General features: G+C 73.9%; 18 protein-coding genes. 13 read left to right on the top strand and 5 right to left on the bottom strand.

Annotation, left to right across the window (positions count from 1 at the left end; all coding sequences use genetic code 11):
• The first annotated feature begins 14 nt into the window (after positions 1-14).
• Positions 15-1,244 carry a crotonyl-CoA carboxylase/reductase gene (gene ccrA / locus ACZ6ZN_RS00470; RefSeq protein WP_398107260.1) on the top strand — a complete coding sequence of 410 codons (1,230 nt, stop codon included), beginning with the start codon at positions 15-17 and terminating at the stop codon, positions 1,242-1,244.
• Positions 1,245-1,353: 109 nt separating this feature from the next.
• On the top strand, positions 1,354-1,548 hold the full coding sequence (locus tag ACZ6ZN_RS00465) for an antitoxin (RefSeq protein ID WP_398107259.1): 195 nt from the start codon (positions 1,354-1,356) through the stop codon (positions 1,546-1,548).
• Between the two features lie 64 nt (positions 1,549-1,612).
• On the opposite strand, the gene ACZ6ZN_RS00460 is transcribed toward ACZ6ZN_RS00465, so the two are convergent.
• The 3 genes from ACZ6ZN_RS00460 to ACZ6ZN_RS00450 form a co-directional block, all read right to left on the bottom strand.
• Positions 1,613-2,362, bottom strand: a complete 750-nt coding sequence (locus ACZ6ZN_RS00460; RefSeq protein ID WP_469641958.1) for a 4'-phosphopantetheinyl transferase — start codon at positions 2,360-2,362, stop codon at positions 1,613-1,615.
• Positions 2,363-2,550: 188 nt separating this feature from the next.
• Complete coding sequence (locus ACZ6ZN_RS00455) at positions 2,551-4,035, bottom strand: class I adenylate-forming enzyme family protein (protein ID WP_469643888.1); 1,485 nt, start codon at positions 4,033-4,035, stop codon at positions 2,551-2,553.
• A complete protein-coding gene (locus tag ACZ6ZN_RS00450) occupies positions 4,035-4,283 on the bottom strand; it encodes an acyl carrier protein (protein WP_398107256.1) in 249 nt (82 codons plus the stop codon). The genes ACZ6ZN_RS00455 and ACZ6ZN_RS00450 overlap by 1 nt, the downstream gene beginning before the upstream one ends.
• A gap of 334 nt (positions 4,284-4,617) precedes the next feature.
• Here ACZ6ZN_RS00450 and paaA point away from each other — a divergent pair, with 334 nt between their 5' ends.
• The 9 genes from paaA to ACZ6ZN_RS00405 are packed head-to-tail and all read left to right on the top strand — an operon-like array spanning position 4,618 to position 12,351.
• Positions 4,618-5,724, top strand: a complete 1,107-nt coding sequence (paaA, locus tag ACZ6ZN_RS00445) for a 1,2-phenylacetyl-CoA epoxidase subunit PaaA (RefSeq protein WP_469641955.1) — start codon at positions 4,618-4,620, stop codon at positions 5,722-5,724.
• Entirely contained in the window at positions 5,721-6,032 is a 312-nt protein-coding gene (locus tag ACZ6ZN_RS00440; RefSeq protein WP_469641954.1) for a 1,2-phenylacetyl-CoA epoxidase subunit B, read from the top strand. The genes paaA and ACZ6ZN_RS00440 overlap by 4 nt, the downstream gene beginning before the upstream one ends.
• Positions 6,016-6,843: a 1,2-phenylacetyl-CoA epoxidase subunit PaaC gene (paaC, locus tag ACZ6ZN_RS00435; protein ID WP_451877582.1), complete on the top strand. Its 828-nt coding sequence runs from the start codon at positions 6,016-6,018 to the stop codon at positions 6,841-6,843. The genes ACZ6ZN_RS00440 and paaC overlap by 17 nt, the downstream gene beginning before the upstream one ends.
• Positions 6,840-7,352: a 1,2-phenylacetyl-CoA epoxidase subunit PaaD gene (paaD, locus tag ACZ6ZN_RS00430; RefSeq protein WP_469641951.1), complete on the top strand. Its 513-nt coding sequence runs from the start codon at positions 6,840-6,842 to the stop codon at positions 7,350-7,352. The genes paaC and paaD overlap by 4 nt, the downstream gene beginning before the upstream one ends.
• A gap of 8 nt (positions 7,353-7,360) precedes the next feature.
• A complete protein-coding gene (locus tag ACZ6ZN_RS00425) occupies positions 7,361-8,542 on the top strand; it encodes a 2Fe-2S iron-sulfur cluster-binding protein (protein ID WP_469641949.1) in 1,182 nt (393 codons plus the stop codon).
• A gap of 43 nt (positions 8,543-8,585) precedes the next feature.
• Positions 8,586-9,365 (top strand): SDR family oxidoreductase, encoded by a 780-nt coding sequence (locus ACZ6ZN_RS00420; RefSeq protein ID WP_469641947.1) that lies wholly within the window; start codon positions 8,586-8,588, stop codon positions 9,363-9,365.
• A 46-nt stretch (positions 9,366-9,411) separates the two neighbouring features.
• Positions 9,412-10,257, top strand: coding sequence for a tryptophan 2,3-dioxygenase (locus ACZ6ZN_RS00415; RefSeq protein WP_451877586.1), 846 nt, complete (start codon positions 9,412-9,414; stop codon positions 10,255-10,257).
• On the top strand, positions 10,247-11,095 hold the full coding sequence (locus ACZ6ZN_RS00410) for an alpha/beta hydrolase family protein (RefSeq protein WP_469641945.1): 849 nt from the start codon (positions 10,247-10,249) through the stop codon (positions 11,093-11,095). Before ACZ6ZN_RS00415 ends, ACZ6ZN_RS00410 begins: the two co-directional genes overlap by 11 nt.
• Positions 11,092-12,351, top strand: coding sequence for a kynureninase (locus ACZ6ZN_RS00405; RefSeq protein ID WP_469641944.1), 1,260 nt, complete (start codon positions 11,092-11,094; stop codon positions 12,349-12,351). The genes ACZ6ZN_RS00410 and ACZ6ZN_RS00405 overlap by 4 nt, the downstream gene beginning before the upstream one ends.
• Positions 12,352-12,368: 17 nt before the next feature.
• Here the strand turns inward: ACZ6ZN_RS00405 and ACZ6ZN_RS00400 are convergent, their stop codons facing one another.
• A complete protein-coding gene (locus tag ACZ6ZN_RS00400) occupies positions 12,369-12,962 on the bottom strand; it encodes a TetR/AcrR family transcriptional regulator (RefSeq protein WP_469641942.1) in 594 nt (197 codons plus the stop codon).
• Between the two features lie 137 nt (positions 12,963-13,099).
• On the opposite strand from ACZ6ZN_RS00400, the gene ACZ6ZN_RS00395 reads away from it, so the two are divergent.
• Positions 13,100-14,059 (top strand): SDR family NAD(P)-dependent oxidoreductase, encoded by a 960-nt coding sequence (locus ACZ6ZN_RS00395; protein WP_469641941.1) that lies wholly within the window; start codon positions 13,100-13,102, stop codon positions 14,057-14,059.
• A gap of 150 nt (positions 14,060-14,209) precedes the next feature.
• Here the strand turns inward: ACZ6ZN_RS00395 and ACZ6ZN_RS00390 are convergent, their stop codons facing one another.
• Complete coding sequence (locus ACZ6ZN_RS00390) at positions 14,210-15,223, bottom strand: LacI family DNA-binding transcriptional regulator (RefSeq protein WP_398107244.1); 1,014 nt, start codon at positions 15,221-15,223, stop codon at positions 14,210-14,212.
• 325 nt (positions 15,224-15,548) lie between these two features.
• Here ACZ6ZN_RS00390 and ACZ6ZN_RS00385 point away from each other — a divergent pair, with 325 nt between their 5' ends.
• Positions 15,549-16,859, top strand: a complete 1,311-nt coding sequence (locus ACZ6ZN_RS00385; protein WP_398107243.1) for an ABC transporter substrate-binding protein — start codon at positions 15,549-15,551, stop codon at positions 16,857-16,859.
• Positions 16,860-16,935: the final 76 nt, after the last annotated feature.

Genomic DNA, 16,935 nt, shown 5'->3' with positions numbered 1-16,935 from the left:
CGAGGAGAGACAGCGTGAGTGCGACCCAGGACCTCTACGAACTCGGTGACGCGCCCGAGTTGGGCACCGCCCCGAAGAAGATGTACGCCTCGCTCATCCGGCGTGAGCGCTACGGACAGCCCGTCGACGCCTTCAGGACCGAGGTGGTCGACGTCCCTCCCGTCGGGCGGGGACAGGTCCTGGTGAAGGTGATGGCGGCCGGCATCAACTACAACAACGTCTGGGCCGCGCTGGGTTCGCCGCTCGACGTGATCGCGGCCCGGCAGAAGGCGGGCGCCACCGAGGACTTCCACATCGGCGGCTCCGACCTGTCCGGCATCGTGTGGGCGGTCGGCGAGGACGTGCGCGGAGTGAGGCTCGGCGACGAGGTCGTCGTCCTCGCCAACCGCTGGGACGAGAAGGCCGAGGACATCCGCCTCGGTGGCGATCCCACCTGGTCGACCAGTCAGCGCGTGTGGGGCTACGAGGAGAACCACGGCTCCTTCGCCCAGTTCGCGGTCGTCGACGACTACATGTGCCACCCCAAGCCCGCCCGGCTGTCCTGGCCGGAGGCCGCCTGCTACATGGCGACCGCGGCCACCGCCTACCGCCAGCTGTTCGGCTGGCCGCCGCACACCGTGCGCCCCGGCGACCCGGTCCTGGTGTGGGGCGGTGCCGGCGGGCTGGGCTGCATCGCCATCCAACTGGTCCGGCACGTCGGCGGCATCCCCGTCGCGGTCGTCTCCAGCGAGGAGCGCGGCGAGTTCTGCCTCAAGCTGGGCGCCGAGGGCTGGATCGACCGGCGGGACTTCGATCACTGGGGGCGGTTGCCGGACACCTCCGACGAGGCGGCGACGGCCCGCTGGCTGTCGGGTGCCCGCGCCTTCGGGCGGCGCTTCTGGGACGTGCTCGGGGAGCGCCGCAACCCGCGCATCGTCCTGGAGCACTCCGGCGCCGACACGATCCCGACGTCCCTGTACCTGTGCGACAACGGCGGCATGGTCGTTCTGTGCGGCGGCACCACCGGCTACAACGGTGACGTCGACCTGCGGTTCCTGTGGATGCGGCAGAAGCGCCTCCAGGGCTCGCACGTCGCCACGGCCCGTGAGGCGCGGGAGGTGACCCGGCTGATCGACCAGGGAATCATTGATCCCTGCCTGTCCCGTACCTTCGATTTCGACGAGATCGGCCTCGCGCACCAGCTCATCCACGACAACCGGCACCCCGCGGGGAACATGGCCGCCCGGGTGGGCGACCGCGGATGAGCGACCGCGGACAACCGGACCGAAATGAGTCGGCTGGGGTGATTCGTCCTCGGCGAGAGGGGTACCTGCGCGGAGTACGACGTACGCGCACTCCCCGGAGGTACCTTCCATGGGCAAGCTGGGCGACATGATGAACAAGGCCAAGCAGATGGCCAAGGGTCACCCCGACCAGGCGGACAAGGGCGTCGGCAGCGCCGAGCGCATGGTCGACGATCGGACGGGCAACAAGTACGACGCCCAGACCGACAAGGCCGGTGACACGGTACGGCGCTCCTACCGGGACGGCGGGACGTCGGAACACTGACCGGCTGGACCGTCCCGCCGCCCCCGGTGCACCGCGCCGGGGGCGGCGGCACGCCGCAGCGCGGTCAGCCGGGCCGGCCGGCCCACCCGGTGACCTGACTGAACACACCCGCCCCCACGTGCGTCACCCGCACCCGGACGGCCCGTGCGGGGACGCCCCGCAGGCCCACGCGCAACTCGTCTCCCGCCGGTTCGGCCCGCAGATCCCGCAGACTCCCCGGTGCGGTACCCACCCCGCAGGCACTGGCGCGCACAGCCAGGGCCTTCCACGCCGCCTCCTTCGCGGAGAACAGCTCGGTCACCGACCAGGCCGTGCCCGTGGGCCGGCAGCCGCGGGAAAGCAGTTCCTCCTCGTCCTCGCGCAGCACCAGCCGGGCCGCGCCGCGGGGGAGGGGCCGCAGCTCCAGGTCGCAGCCGAGGGGGAGGTCCCGGCCCGGGCCGCGGGCCACGGCGACCGCGATCCCGGCGCTGTGCGAGATCGACGCGGCCGCGCCGGGCGGGAACACCGGCAGCCGCCCCGCTCGGGGGATCTCCCCGCAGTCCAGGCCCACCGCGCGCAGGGCCCGCCGGGCGGCCCACCGGCCCGCCAGGAACTCCAGCCGCCGCCGGGCCGGCATCGACGCCGCCACCTCCGCCTCGGCGGGTCCGGCCGGCTCCAGGCACGGCTCGGACACGGTGGCGACACCCAGCCCCAGCCCGGGGGCGACCGGCAGCGCGGCAAGCGCCGACGGGCCGGGCAGGCGCGCGCCGTCGTCACCCCCGAGGACGTCCACGGCAGGCCGCTGCCCGGCCGGCGCGAACGGCTCGAGCGACACGGGTCCGCCGCCGTGCGTCGCCGGCCCGGTCCGGTGACGGGTCCGGGTCGGCGCCGGGCTGTCTGCTGTCGGCTCGGCGCCGTGTGCCTCCGACGGGTCCCACCAGCCGCCTCGGGCCGGCCCCGGCGACGACGCCGTGGCCGGCCCGGCCTGCGTGGGGCGCCCGGTCGTCACCGCCCGCCCTTCCCTCACACCCGCAGCAGCTTCTTGATGATCTTCCCGGCGGGGTTGCGCGGCACCTGCTCGATGAACTCCACCCGCCGCGGCCGCTTGTACGGCGCGAGCAGCCCGGCCACGTGCGCCAGCAGCGCCGCCGCCCCCGGCTCCGTGCCCGGTTCCGTCACGACGTACGCCAGCGGCACCTCGCCGTAGTCCTCGTCCGGCATCCCGACGACCGCCGCGTCGCGGACCGCCGGGTGGGTCATCAGGGCCCGCTCTATCTCCGAGGGGTAGACGTTCTGGCCCGCCCGGATGATCACGTCCTTCGTGCGGTCCACCAGGCTGATCCGGCCCTCCTCGTCCAGGAAGCCCAGGTCGCCCGTCCTGATCCAGCCGTCGAGGGTGATCTCACGGGTGGCCTCCGGGTCGTTCCAGTAGCCCTGCATGACGCCGGGACCCCGCACCACGATCTCGCCGATGTCACCCGGCGGCAGCTCCCGGCCGGTCCCGTCGACGGCGCGTGCGGACATGCCGGGCACGACCCTGCCGCAGGGGATGCGGGCGGTGACGTCCCCGGGCGCGGGGTGCTCGTCGGGGCCCAGCGTGACGAACGGGCCGCCCACCTCCGTCATGCCGTATACCTGCCGGAACCCGCAGCCCAGCCGCTCCACCGCCGCGGCGTAGACGTCGAGGGGCATGGGCGCGGCCCCGTACAGGACTTCCCGCAGGGAGGACAGGTCGGTGTGCGCGGACGCCTTGGCCTGGAGCATGAACCGCAGCATCTGCGGGACCATCCACATGTGCGTGGCCCGGTGCCGCTCCACCGCGGCGAGGGCCCGCTGCGGGGTGAAGCCCGGCATCAGCACGATCGTCGCGCCGGCCGCCATGTAGGTGAGGGACACCACCATGCTGCCGTGGTACAGGGGGCAGCAGTTGACCATGACGATGTCGTCCGTGGGGCGGGCCATCACCAGCCAGCCCAGGGCGATGGCCCGGAACGACGCGCTGTCGACGGTGACGCCCTTGGCCTGCCCGGTGGTGGCCGAGGTGTGCAGCACGGCGATGGGGTCGGTGTCGGCGACGACGGGCAGGTCCCGCTCGGTCGCCAGGCTGCCCAGCGTCGCGAAGGCGGGCTTGTCGAGGGCCAGCCGGATCCGCACCGAGTCCGCGAGGTCGAGGTGCCGGTCGAGCAGTTCCGACTCGCCGATGACGGCCACCGCGCCGACGCGCTCGACGATGCCGGCCACCTCGGGCTCGGCCAGGCTGTGGTTCAGCGGCACGAACAGCGCGCCCAGCCGGGCCAGAGCGAAGTAGGTCTCCAGCACCTCGACGCGGTCCTTGGAGAGAACGGCCACCCGGTCACCCGGGCGGATGCCCGACTCGGCCAGCCCTCGCGCCAGTTCGACGGTCCGGTCGTGCAACTCGGCCCACGTGACGCTGCGTTCCTCGTCCACCAGCGCGGTCCGGCCGGGCCGGCACTGGCGGTTGCGCTCCAGCAGCTGCGTCAGCCACATCACGCGCCGCCGCTCGCCCCGGCGACCGAGTGCTCGGCCAGGAAGCGCTCGTAGTCGCCGATGGTGTGCAGCTTCTCCATGTCCTCGGCGGTGATCTCCACACCGAGCCGCTGCTCGACCAGGAGGACCAGGCGCACCAGGTCCCCGGAGTCGATGCCGCTGGCCGCCAGGTCGACGTCGTCGCCGATCCGGTCGGCGTACTCGGCCGTACCGGTGAGTTCGACCAGCAACTCCCTGATGGTGCTCATGGTTTCCCCTTTCCTCGGCGTGCCGGCCGCCGTACGGGACTCGGCTGTCACCTCCTCAAGAGGACGGCACGACCGGTTCCACTCCCGGGGTCGTGCCGTGAGCTTTGTCACGCGCCCGATCCTCGTGCGGCGGGGATAGCCGGGGCCGTGCCCGGCCTCTTTCCGCAACGAAGCGTCCCGGCCCGCCCGGTCGGGCCCCGCCGGGCGAACGCCCCCGAACCGAAGGAGTGATGCGCGTGCCCAGGCAGCCGGTACGGGTCCCGGCACCGGGAGGGTCTCCCGCGCCGGCGTTCCCCGGCGGCGCGGCGGTCGCCGTCCCTGGGGGCGGTGCTGCGTGACCGGATCCACCGCGACGGCCGGACCGGTCGGCGCCGCCGCTCCCGAGCCCGCCACCGCGGAACAGGACGCACTGCTCGCCCACTTCGACGCTCTCATCGCCGACGGCGAGACCATCGAACCGCGCGACTGGATGCCCGACGCCTACCGCCGCATGCTGATCCGCCAGATCGCCCAGCACGCCCACTCCGAGATCATCGGCATGCAGCCGGAGGGCGCGTGGCTCACCCGGGCCCCGTCCCTGCACCGCAAGTCGGTCCTCCTCGCGAAGGTGCAGGACGAAGCAGGGCACGGGCTGTACCTCTACTCCGCCGCCGAGACCCTGGGCGTGGACCGCGCCGAGCTGCTGGACGCGCTGCACCGGGGACAGCAGCGCGCCTCCGCCACGTTCAACCACCCCGCGCTGACCTGGGCGGACACCGGGGCCATCGCCTGGCTGACGGACGGCGCCGCCGTCATCAACCAGGCGCCGCTGTGCCGCACGTCGTACGGGCCGTACGCCCGCGCGATGCGCCGCGTCTGCCAGGAGGAGGCCTTCCACGTCCGGCAGGGCTACGACCTGATGCGCGCCCTGTGCGAGGGGACGCCGCAGCAGAAGGAGATGGCGCAGGACGCGGTGGACCGGTGGTGGCTGCCGGCCGTGGCGCTGATGTTCGGACCGCCCGACACCGAGGCGGGCGGGGCCGACGCGCGGACCGCCGCACTGGGCGCCGCGGTGTCGCGCCGGGCGATGGCCTGGGGGATCAAGCGGCACACCAACGACGAACTCCGCCAGCGCTTCGTCGACACCTGCGTCCCGCAGGCCGAACGCCTCGGACTGACGCTGCCCGACCCGGCGATCCGCTGGAACGAGGAGCGCGGCCACTACGACTTCACGCCCGTCGACTGGGACACCTACCGCGAGGCCCTGGGCGACGACACCCACTGGGCCCGGCAGCGCATCGCCCACCGCCGGGCCGCACACGAGGACGGCGCCTGGGTGCGCGAGGCCGCCGTCGCGTACGCCGCCCGCGCGGAGGCGGCGGACGCGACGGCCGCGGCGGACGCCACGGATGCCACGGAGCGCACGGACGTCACACGTGCCGTGGGGAAGGAGGCGGGATGAACGGCGCAGCGGGGGAGGGCGTCCCGGCGTCCTGGGAGGTGTTCCTGCGGGCCCGCCGGGGCCTCGCCCACCAGCACGTGGGGTCGGTGCGCGCCGCCGGGCCCGACGCGGCGCTGGCCACGGCGCGGGACCTGTTCACACGCCGCGGCGAGCCGCTGTCGCTGTGGGTGGTCCGCTCCGACGCCGTGCACACGGCCTCCCCGGACGAACGCGATCCGTACTTCGCGGGCTCCGGCAAGCCCTACCGCCACCCCGAGCACTTCACGCCGCTGACCGAGAAAGGCCCCCGAGGTGACCACCACGCGTGACGACCCGGCAGTTCCCGCGGCGCCCGGCGCGGAAGGCGCCCCGGCCGCCGCGACCGGCACCACCGCCGACCTGGCCGTCCACCTCCTGCGCCTGGGCGACGACGCCCTGGTCCTCGGTCAGCGCCTCTGCCAGTGGATCACCCGCGCGCCCACCGTGGACGAGGACCTGGCCCTGTCCAACATCGCCCTCGACCTCATCGGGCACGCCCGCGTGCTGCTCACCCGCGCCGGCCGGCTCGACGGCAGCGGCCGCACCGAGGACGACCTCGCCTTCACCCGTTCGGAGCGCGAGTTCACCAACGTCCTGCTGACCGAGCTCCCCAACGGGGACTTCGCGACGACCGTGGCCCGTCAACTGGCCTACACCCACTACGCGGTCGCGTACTACCAGGCGCTGGCGGACTGCTCCGACGCCGAACTCGCCGCGTTCGGCGCCCGCGCCGCCAAGGAGGTCGCCTTCCACCGGCTGCACGCCGACCGGTGGACCCGGACGCTCGCGGGCGGCACGCGGGAGAGCGCCCGGCGCATGCAGCAGGGCCTGGACCGGGTGTGGCCCTACACCGCTGAGCTCTTCGACGAGGACGAGGTGGCCCGCCGCCTGTCCGCGTCCGGCACGGTCCCCTCCCCGGCGCTCGCGCGGACGGCCTGGCAGCGGACCGTCTCCGAGGTCGTCACGGGTGCGGGACTCACCCTGCCCGGCCCGTCCTGGTCGGCCCGGGGCGGGCGGTCCGGTCTGCACACCGAGGAGTTCGGACCGCTCATCGCCGAACTCCAGTCCGTGCACCGGCAGTTCCCGGGAGGTCGCTGGTGACCGCGTCTACGCCGTCCCCGCCCCGCTGCTCCGTCCAGGAGGTGCGCGAGCGGGTCGGGGCGCTGCCCGACCCGGAGCTGCCGGTGATCGGCCTCGGCGATCTCGGCGTGGTGGGCTCGGTCGGGCCGGGTGCGGACGGGGTGCTGGAGGTGGAGATCATGCCCACCTACCTCGGCTGCCCGGCGCTGCCCGAGATCACCGCCGCCGTACGGGACGTCCTGGCCGCCTGCGGTCACCCCGACGGCCGCGTGCGGCAGGTGCTGTCGCCGCCCTGGACCACGGACCGCATCACCCCCGAGGGCCGGCGCAGGCTCGCCGCACACGGCATCGCCCCGCCCGTCTCGCCGGTCCCGGACGGCCCGGTCCCCGTCGAGCTGGGCGGCGTGCCCTGCCCCCGCTGCGGTTCCCGGGCGACCCGTCCGCACAGCACCTTCGGGCCGTCGCGCTGCCAGTCGGTGCTGTGGTGCACGGCGTGCCGTGAGCCCTTCCCCCATCTGACCGCGCTGTGAGGCCCCGCGTGAACACCACCACAGCCCCGCCCACGACCACCCCGCTCGCGACCGCCCCGCCCGCGACCGCCCCGCCCACGCAGCCCGTTCCCTCCTGCCGGGGCGGCTTCCACTCGCTGCGTGTGGCCGGGCTCCGCCGCCCGACGGCCGACACGGTGGCCGTCACCCTCGAGGTGCCGGAAGCCCTGCGCGCCGTCTTCGCCCACCGCCCGGGCCAGCACGTCGTCGTCCGGCACCGTCACCCCGGCGGCGAACTGCGCCGCAGCTACTCGCTGTGCCCGCCCCCCGACGAGCCGGGGGCGCTGCGCCTCGTGATCAAACGCGGTGGCCCCGGCGGCTTCGGCGCGTATGCCACCAGCCGTCTCCGGACCGGCGACCGGCTCGAACTCTCCGCGCCCACCGGCTCCTTCGCCCTGCCGTGGCTCCCGCCCGGTGGCCACCACGTGCTCCTCGCGGGCGGCTCCGGCATCACCCCGCTGGCGCCGATGGCCGCCCACGCCCTGCGCCGGGACCCGGCCTGCCGGGTCAGCCTGATCCACTCCGTCCCCACCTCCGCCGACGCCCTGCTGGCCGACGAACTGGCTCATTTGAAGGACGAGTTCGTCGACCGGCTCACCGTCCTGCACGTCCTGACCCGGGAGGACCGGGGGAGCGCGGACGGGCCGCTCGCGCGACGGGTCGACGCGGCCGGGTTGCGCCACCTGCTGGCGGCCCTGGGCGCCCGGCCCGGCCCGGACACGGCGTTCGCCCTGTGCGGCCCGCCCGGGCTCCTGCACAGCGCGCGACGGGCCCTGGCGGACTGGGGAGCGGACCCGGCGCTCGTACGCTGGGAACTCTTCACGACGCCGTCGGCACCCCGCCCACGGCGCGAACCCCAGCCGCCGACGTCCGGACCGGTGCCCGCGGTGGGGGAGGCCCGGGTGAGCGCCCTGCTCGACGGGCGCCGCCGCGTCGCCGTCGTCCGGCCCGGGGACCTGTCCCTCCTCGACGCCCTGCTGCGCGCCCACCCCGACGTCCCCTACGCCTGCCGCGAGGGCGTGTGCGGCAGTTGCCGGGCCAAGGTCCTGTCCGGGCAGGTGGCGGCGGACGCCCAGCACGCCCTGGACGAGGGGGACCTCGCCGCCGGATACACGCTCGTCTGCCGGGCCCGCCCGAACACCCCCGAGGTCACCCTCGACTTCGACGCCTGAGGACCGCCCCCGGTCACGCCACCCACCACGAAGGAGACTCGCCTTGACCACCACCACCGCTCGTCACGAAGGGAAGACCGCCCTGGTCACCGGCGGCAGCCGGGGCATCGGCAGAGCCATCAGCCGCCGTCTCGCCCGGGAGGGCGCCCTGGTGGCGGTCCACTACGGCCACGACGAGGCGGCCGCCGAGCGCACCGTCAAGGAGATCGAGGCCGACGGCGGGCGTGCCTTCCCCGTGCACGCCGAACTGGGCGTGCCCGGCGACGCCGACACCCTGTGGGCCGCCTTCGACCGCGCCCTGGCCGCCCAAGAGGCCCCCGACGGCCTGGACATCCTGGTCAGCAACGCCGGCATCACCCTGCCGAAGCCGTTCGCGCAGGTCACCGAGGCCGACTACGACCGGGTCTTCGCCATCAACACCAAGGCGCCGTTCTTCGTCATCCAGCGAGGACTGGACCGGCTGCGCGACGGCGGGCGGATCATCACCGTCTCCTCCGTCGCGACCCGCGTCGCCTTCCCGCCGATCGTCTCGTACACCATGACCAAGGCCGCCCTCGACTACCTCACCCTCTCCCTCGCCCAGGAGCTGGGCTCCCGCGGCATCACCGTCAACGCCGTCGCCCCCGGCTACACCGAGACGGAGATCAATCCCACGCTCAGCATCCCGGAGATCCGCCGCAGGTACTCCGAGGCCTCCGTCTTCAAGCGGCTCGGCGACCCGGCGGACATCGCCGACGTCGTCTCCTTCGTCGCGAGCGACGACGCCCGCTGGGTGACCGGCCAGTGGATCGACGCCTCCGGCGGCGCCCACCTCGGTGTGTGACCCCGAGCCACCCGGCCCCGACCGGCCGGCTTCCCAAGGAGATGCGATGAACCACGGCACGTCCGCCCTCGACCATCCGGTGGACGACGACCTGACCCGCCCCTTCCCCGGCGCGAGCCCCTACGACACGTATGTGCACGCGTCCGTCCTCAACACGCTGCAGCACCCGCTCACCGAAGCCCCGGACGAGATGGGCTTCCTGGTCACCACCCAGGTGATGGAGCTGTGGTTCACCCTGATCGTGCACGAGTGGCGCACGGCCAAGGTGGCGTTCGCCAAGGACGACCCGGCCGCGGCCATGGACGCCCTCACCCGCAGCCGCCGCGCGCTGACGGCTCTCAACGGCGCCTGGGCGCCCATCGCCGCGCTGACCCCCGCCCAGTTCAACGGCTTCCGGGCCGCGTTCGGCCGGGCGTCCGGGTTCCAGTCGGCCATGTACCGGCACCTGGAGTTCCTCCTCGGCGACAAGTCCGCCGGACTGCTGCGCGCCCACCGCGGCGACCCGGCCGTACACGAGGCGCTGGGCGAGACCTACCGCGAACCGTCCCTCTACGACGAGGTGCTGGCCCACCTCCACCGCCAGGGACTGCCCGTTCCCCGGCATGTCCTCGAGCGGGACGTCACCCGCCCCTACACCTCCGACCCCGGGGTCGTGGCCACCTGGCGGCACGTCTACGCCGGACCGCAGCACCACCCCCACCTCGCGCTGGGCGAACTCCTCACCGACATCGCCGAACTGGTCACGCGCTGGCGGTTCGAGCACGTGTTGGTGGTGCGCCGCGCCATGGGCGCCAAGGCGGGCAGTGCCGGATCGGCCGGACTCGCCTGGCTGGAACGCCGCGCGGCCCGCCCGGTCTTCCCCGAACTGTGGGAGGTGCGCGGTGACCTCTAGGGCGATCTCCGCCTTCGCCGCCGAGGAGGAACGGCGGGTCCTGAGCCTGAAACCGGTGCTGGCGCCGGTGCACGGCCGCTACGGCGACCACCCCCACCAGTCCTACGACGCCTGGCCGTCCGGCGACCCCGACGCCCCGCTGGTCGTGCTGCTGCACGGCGGCTACTGGCGCTACGACCGCATGCACCTGACGCCGTTCGCGGCCTACCTGTCCCGGCAGGGCTTCGACGTCCTGCTGCCCGGCTTCCGCCGTTCCGGCGGCGCGGGGGGCTACCCCGAGACCTTCGACGACGTCGCCCGCATCGTCGACACCCTGCCCGGGGGGCGCCCGTACGTCCTCGCGGGCCACTGCTCCGGCGGGCACCTGGCGTTGTGGTGCGCCGCCCGCGGCCTGCTCCCCGAGGGCTCGCGCTGGCACACCCGCACCCTGCCGACGAGTGTGCTCGCCCTGGCGCCGATCACCGACCTGGCCGCCACCCGCCGCGACGACCTCAGCGACGGCGCCGCCCTCCAACTCCTGGGCGGGGAGGCCGTCTTCGCGGAGCGGCTGCCCGAGGTCGACCCGCTCACCCTGCTGCGCGACGCCGGCTCCACCGGTGTCCCCACCGTGCTGCTGCACGGGGCGGCGGACGAGGAGGTCCCGCTCACCCAGTTCGGCGACTACGCGGCCGTGCACCGCGACCTCAGGACGGTCGTCCTGCCCGGTACCGGCCATTACACCCTCATCGAGCCCGGAGCACCCGGCGCCCGCGCGGTCGCCGACACCCTCCGGGACATGGCGGCCGCCTTCCCCCGGAGGGACGCCGGCCGGGCGGGCGAGGAGGCCGCACACCGATGACCACCGCACTGTCCGCGCCGGCCGGCCTGCACGGGCGAGCCGCACAGCTCGACGCCGACGACCCCCTCGCCCCGCTCCGCGCGCGGTTCCTGCTGCCGCCCGGTGTCGTGTACCTCGACGGCAACTCCCTGGGCCCGCTGCCCGCGGCCGTGCCCGCGGCCCTCGACGACGCCGTGCGCCGCCAGTGGGGCACGGGGCTCATCGGCTCGTGGAACGCGGCCGGCTGGTGGCAGGCGCCCCTGCGGGTCGGGGACGCCGTCGGTGCCCTCATCGGCGCCGCCCCCGGGCAGACCGTCGTGGGCGACTCCACCAGCGTGCAGTTGTTCACCGCGCTCGACGCCGCGGCCGCGCTCCGCCCGGACCGTCCGCTCCTGGTCACCGACCCCGGGCACTTCCCCACCGACCGCTATCTGGCGGACGCGGTCGCCCGGCGCAGGAACCTGACCGTGCGGCGGGTGCCACCGGCCGCCCTGCCGTCGTTCCTCGCCGCCGAGGGCCACCGGGTCGCCGTCGTCAGCTACACGCCCGTCGACTTCCGCACCGGCGAGCTGCACGACCTGCGGGCGCTGACCCGGGCCGTCCACGACGCCGGGGCGCTGGCGCTCTGGGACCTGTGCCACGCGGCCGGCGCGCTTCCCCTGGACGTCGACGGGACCGGCGTCGACCTGGCCGTCGGCTGCGGCTACAAGTTCCTCTCCGGTGGCCCCGGCGCACCCGCCTTCCTGTACGTGGCGCGGCGCCATCACGCCGCGCTGGAGACGCCACTGCCCGGGTGGACCGGCCATGCCGACCCGTTCGCGCTCGGCGACGCGTACACGCCCGCCCCCGGCATCGCCCGCGCGCGGATCGGGACTCCGCCGATCCTGTCCCTGCTCGCCCTGGAGGCGGCCCTGACCGCCTTCGACGGCGTGGACATGCAGCAGGTCCGGGACAAGAGCCTGTCCCTGACGGGCTTCTTCCTGCGCTGCGCGGACGAGTTGCTGGCCCCCTCGGGCTTCACCTCCGTCACGCCGGCCGACCCGGGACGCCGCGGCAGCCAGGTCAGCCTCCGCCACCCGCACGCCCGCGGACTGGTGGCCGCCCTCGCCGAGCACGGCGTCGTCGCCGACATGCGCGCACCGGACCTGCTGCGCTTCGGCGTCAACGCGCTCTACACCAGCCACCGGGACATGCTCACCGCCGCCCTCCGCCTGCGCGACCTCACCCGGGACGCCGCCTACGACCCGGCACCACCGGCCGCGGGACCGGTGACCTGAGGGACGGGGTCACCGGCTCACCGGATGCCCGTCTGCTGCGGGGGGCCGTGACGGCGCAGCCCGTCCATCAGGAGGTCCAGCAGCCGGGCCATCCGGGTGTGGTGCTCGGGCGTCGTGGCGGCGAGGGACAGACCGCTGAGGCTGAAGAGCACGTCGTCCGGTTCGATGTCGTCGCGCACCCGCCCCGCCTCCCGGCCGGCGTCGAGCAACTCGGTGATCGCGGCGGTCAGCATGGCCCTGCTCCGGGAGAAGGGATCACTTCCGCCGGCGATGACGGCACGCAACGCCTCCGACATCCCGCGCTTGGTGGTCATGTAGCGGACGAAACCGTCCATCCAGGCGCGCAGCGCGGCGTCGGGTTCCTCGGTGCGCAGCAACTCCGAGGCGGACGAGCACAGTTTCTCCAGCTCGCTGCGGTAGACCGCCTCGACGAGTTCCTCGCGGGTGGCGAAATGGCGGTAGAGCGTGCCGATGCCCACCCCCGCCTCCTTGGCCACGGAGCCGAGCGTCACTGCGGTCCCGTCCTGGGCGAAGGCCCGGGCGGCCACCTCGATCAGTCGCTCGCGGTTGCGGCGCGCGTCGGCGCGCAGCGGCCGGGGGTCGGCGGTCACGGCTCATCCTCCTCTGGTTGCAAACGGAGCATCCTCCGTTTACTCTCGCTGTATGCGGAGGCTCCTCCGGTTCTCACTGTACCGGCCTCGCCGTCCTCCGCGCCCAGCTCCAGGCATGCAGCCAGACGGGACCCGCCATGAACCCCAGCACTTCCCCCACACGTCTCACCACCCCCTTCGATGCGGAGACCACCGCCGCGCAGGTCGTCCAGGGCGTCGACCTGACCGGCCGCCGCGCCGTCGTCACCGGCGGCGCCTCCGGCATCGGCGTGGAGACCGTGCGCGCCCTGGCCGCCGCGGGCGCGCAGGTCACCCTCGCCGTCCGCGACACCGCCGCCGGGCGGCGCACCGCCCAGGACGTCACCGCCACCACCGGCAACCGGGACGTCCGGGTCGCGGCCCTCGACCTGGCCGACCGGGCCTCCGTCGCCGCGTTCGTCGCCGCGTGGGACGGGCCCCTGCACATCCTGGTCAACAACGCCGGGGTGATGGCCTCCCCGGAGCTGCGCACTCCGGAGGGCTGGGAGCTCCAGTTCGCCACCAACCACCTCGGGCACTTCGCCCTGGCCACCGGCCTGCACCCGGCCCTGGCCCGGGACGGCGCCCGTGTCGTGGCCGTCAGCTCCAGCGCCCACCACCGCTCCGGCGTCGTCTTCGACGACATCCACTTCCGCGAGCGCCCCTACGAACCCTGGTCCGCCTACGGCCAGTCGAAGACGGCCAACGTCCTGTTCGCGGTCGAGGGCGCCGTGCGCTGGGCGGCGGACGGCATCACCGTCAACGCGCTCATGCCCGGCGGGATCCGCACCAACCTCCAGCGGCACGTCACCGAGGAGGAGCTCGCCCGGCTGCGCGCCCAGGCCGCGGGAGGTGCGGAGCTGCGCTGGAAGACGACGGAGCAGGGCGCCGCGACCTCCGTGCTGCTGGCGGCGTCGCCGCTGCTGGACGGTGTCAGCGGGCGCTACTTCGAGGACTGCAACGAGGCGGTCCGCGGACAGCTCGGCGCCCGCACCGGCGTCGCCGACCACGCCCTGGACCCCGAGGCGGCCGCGCGGCTGTGGCAGGTTTCCGAGCAGACCCTGGGCACACGCGACTGACCCCAGGGGGGCGACCGTTGCCGTACGCGACCCCGCTCCGGCGCCGCGGACCGTGATACCGGTCCGCGGCGCCCGCGTGTGGGACGGGGGCGTGCTGCGGCCCGGTCGCGCCGCCCGCTGAACCGCGGCTGCGGGAGCGGCGGTCGAGGGTCAGGAGGACTCGCGCACCACCAGTTCCGTCGGCAGGGTGATCTGCCGGCGGTCCGCGCCCTGCCGCGTGATGTCGGCGAGGATGCGGGCCATCGTCCGGCCCAGTTCCTCCACCGGCTGACGCACGGTCGTCAACGGGGGGTTGGTGTGGCGGGCGAGGACGGAGTCCTCGAACCCGACGACGGCCACGTCCTCCGGCACCCGTCGCCTCCACCGGCGCAGCTCGGCCAGGGCGCCGACCGCCATGAGGTCGGAGGCGGCGAAGACGGCGTCCAGGTCGGGGACGCGTTCAAGAAGCAAACGCATGGCGCGAGCACCCCCCTCCTCGGTGAAGTCGCCCGTCTCGACGAGGAGGTCCGGCGCGGCGGCGCCCGCCTCCCGGTGTGCGGCGCGCCATCCGGCGAGCCGGCTGCGGCCCACGTCCATGTCCAGCGGGCCGGTGATCGTGGCCACCCGCCGCCGTCCGCGTCCCAGCAGGTGCCGCACGGCCTCCGCGGCGCCGCCGGCGTTGTCCGCGTTGACGTAGCTCAGCTGCTCGCCCGCGTCACGGCGGCCGGCCAGGACGGTGGGCAGCCCCATCTCCTCCAGCATGCCCGGCAGCCGGTCCCCGGAGTGCACGGAGACCAGCAGCACACCGTCCACACGGCGGGTCGCCACCGACTCGGCCAGCTGGTCGCGTTCGGCCTCGTCGCGCACGAGCACGAGCTGCAACTGGGTGCGGCTCTCCGCGCACGCGCCGCTGACACCACGGATGATCGCGGCGAAGAACGGCTCCGAGCCGAGCCGGCTCTCCGACTCGGGGATCACCAGGGCCACGGCGTCGGTGCGGTTGGTCACCAGGCCGCGGGCGACGGAGTTCGGGACGTAGTTGAGCTCCTTGATCGCCGCGAGCACCCGGGCGCGGGCGTCGGCGCTGACCAGGTCCGAGCCGTTGACGACACGGGAGACCGTCGTGCGGCCCACGCCGGCGCGGGCGGCGACCGTTTTGATCGTTGGACGGCGGTTGCCGGTCATGTGCTCCCCCCTCGGCGCCGCGGCGGCAGATGCCGCGGAGGTGACCTGCGCAATTCTTGCAGATCCGGGCGCCGCCGGGGCACTGCCCGAGCGAGCGGCCCATCAGCTCACCGCAGCCTGCGCGGCAACGAGTTGTGTTCAAGTCATTGACAGATCGGTCCGCCCGTACGAGTCTTCGAGGCGCCCCGGTGGGAACGTGCCCACCCAAGAGTGGGCACGTTCCCACCCTGACAAACCATCCCGAACTCAGCGCTGCGGCCATGCCCGCGGCCAGCGCAGCACTCGTCGCCGTCGACGGGGCGGCGCCGTCGCTAGGAGGACACCCATGAGCACTTCCGGTTCGTTGCGCAGAAAGGCGGTGGCGGCGGCCGCGACCGCCGGCGCGCTGGCGCTCGTGGTCGGCTGCGGCGGCAGCGACGACTCCGCCACCGGCGGCGGCAAGAAGGACGGCAAGGTCACCATCACCATGGGCCTGTACGGGGTGATGGGCCTCAAGGAGACCGGCCTTCTCGAGCAGTACGAGAAGGAGAACCCCGACGTCGACATCAAGGCCGAGATCGCCGGCGACGAGCAGACGTACTACACCGCCCTGCAGACCAGGCTCGCCGCCGGCAAGGGCCTGAAGGACATCCAGGGCATCGAGATCGGCCGGGCCAAGGAGATCACGGAGACACAGGCGGACAAGTTCGCCGACTTCTCCGGGACGGAGGGCACCGACCACTTCCTGCCGTGGAAGGAATCGCAGATCAGCACCGGCGACGGCAAGGTGCTCGGCCTCGGCACCGACATCGGCCCGATGGCCGTCTGCTACCGCAAGGACTACTTCGAGAAGGCCGGCCTGCCCACCGAACGCGACGAGGTCGCCAAGCTCTGGGAAGGCGACTGGAAGAAGTACGTCGAGGTAGGCCGCACCTTCAAGAAGGACTTCAAGGGCGACGGCGTCGCCTACATGGACGCGGCCAGCGGCCTGTTCAACGCCATGATCTACGGCAACTCCGAGCAGTTCTACGACGAGAAGGGTGAGCTGATCTACGACAGCAACCCGGCCGTCAAGCAGGCGTGGGCACTGGCCGCCGACGCGGCGGAGGACGGCCTGTCGGCCAAGCTCCGCCAGTTCCAGCCGGGTTGGGACCCCGGTCTGGCCAACGGCACGTTCGCCACGGCCGTGTGCCCGGCCTGGATGCTGAGCCACATCAGTGAGAAGGCCGGACCGGCGAACAAGGGCAAGTGGGACGTGGCCAAGGCCCCGAAGGGCGCCAACTGGGGCGGGTCCTTCCTCGGCGTCGTCGAGCAGAGCCCCGTCAAGGAGGAGGCCAAGAAGCTCGTCGCCTGGCTGACCGCCCCCGAGCAGCAGGCCCACATCTTCAAGGAGATCGGCAACATCCCCTCCTCGCGCCAGGCGCTGGACAGCCCCGAGGTGAAGGACGCCAAGTCGGAGTACTTCAGCGGCGCGCCCATCGGCCGGATCTTCGGCGCCGCGGCCCAGGAGATCCCCGACAAGCAGGTGCTCGGCCGCAAGGACGGCACGATCAAGGACACCTTCTCCCAGGGCCTGACGCTGATCGAGCAGCAGGGCACGGATCGGGACAAGGCGTGGGAGACCACCGCGGAGCGCATCGAGAAGGCGGTCGGCTGACCCCCGGCCCCCGCGGCCGTCCGGGCCCGCCCGCCGCGGCCGGGCCCGGACGGCCGGCTCACCCAACCGCTCTCAG

This window comes from Streptomyces sp. NPDC053665, from assembly GCF_055585285.1.
The sequence above is the reverse complement of the archived record's forward strand: the minus strand, read 5'-3'. Positions and strand labels throughout refer to the sequence as shown.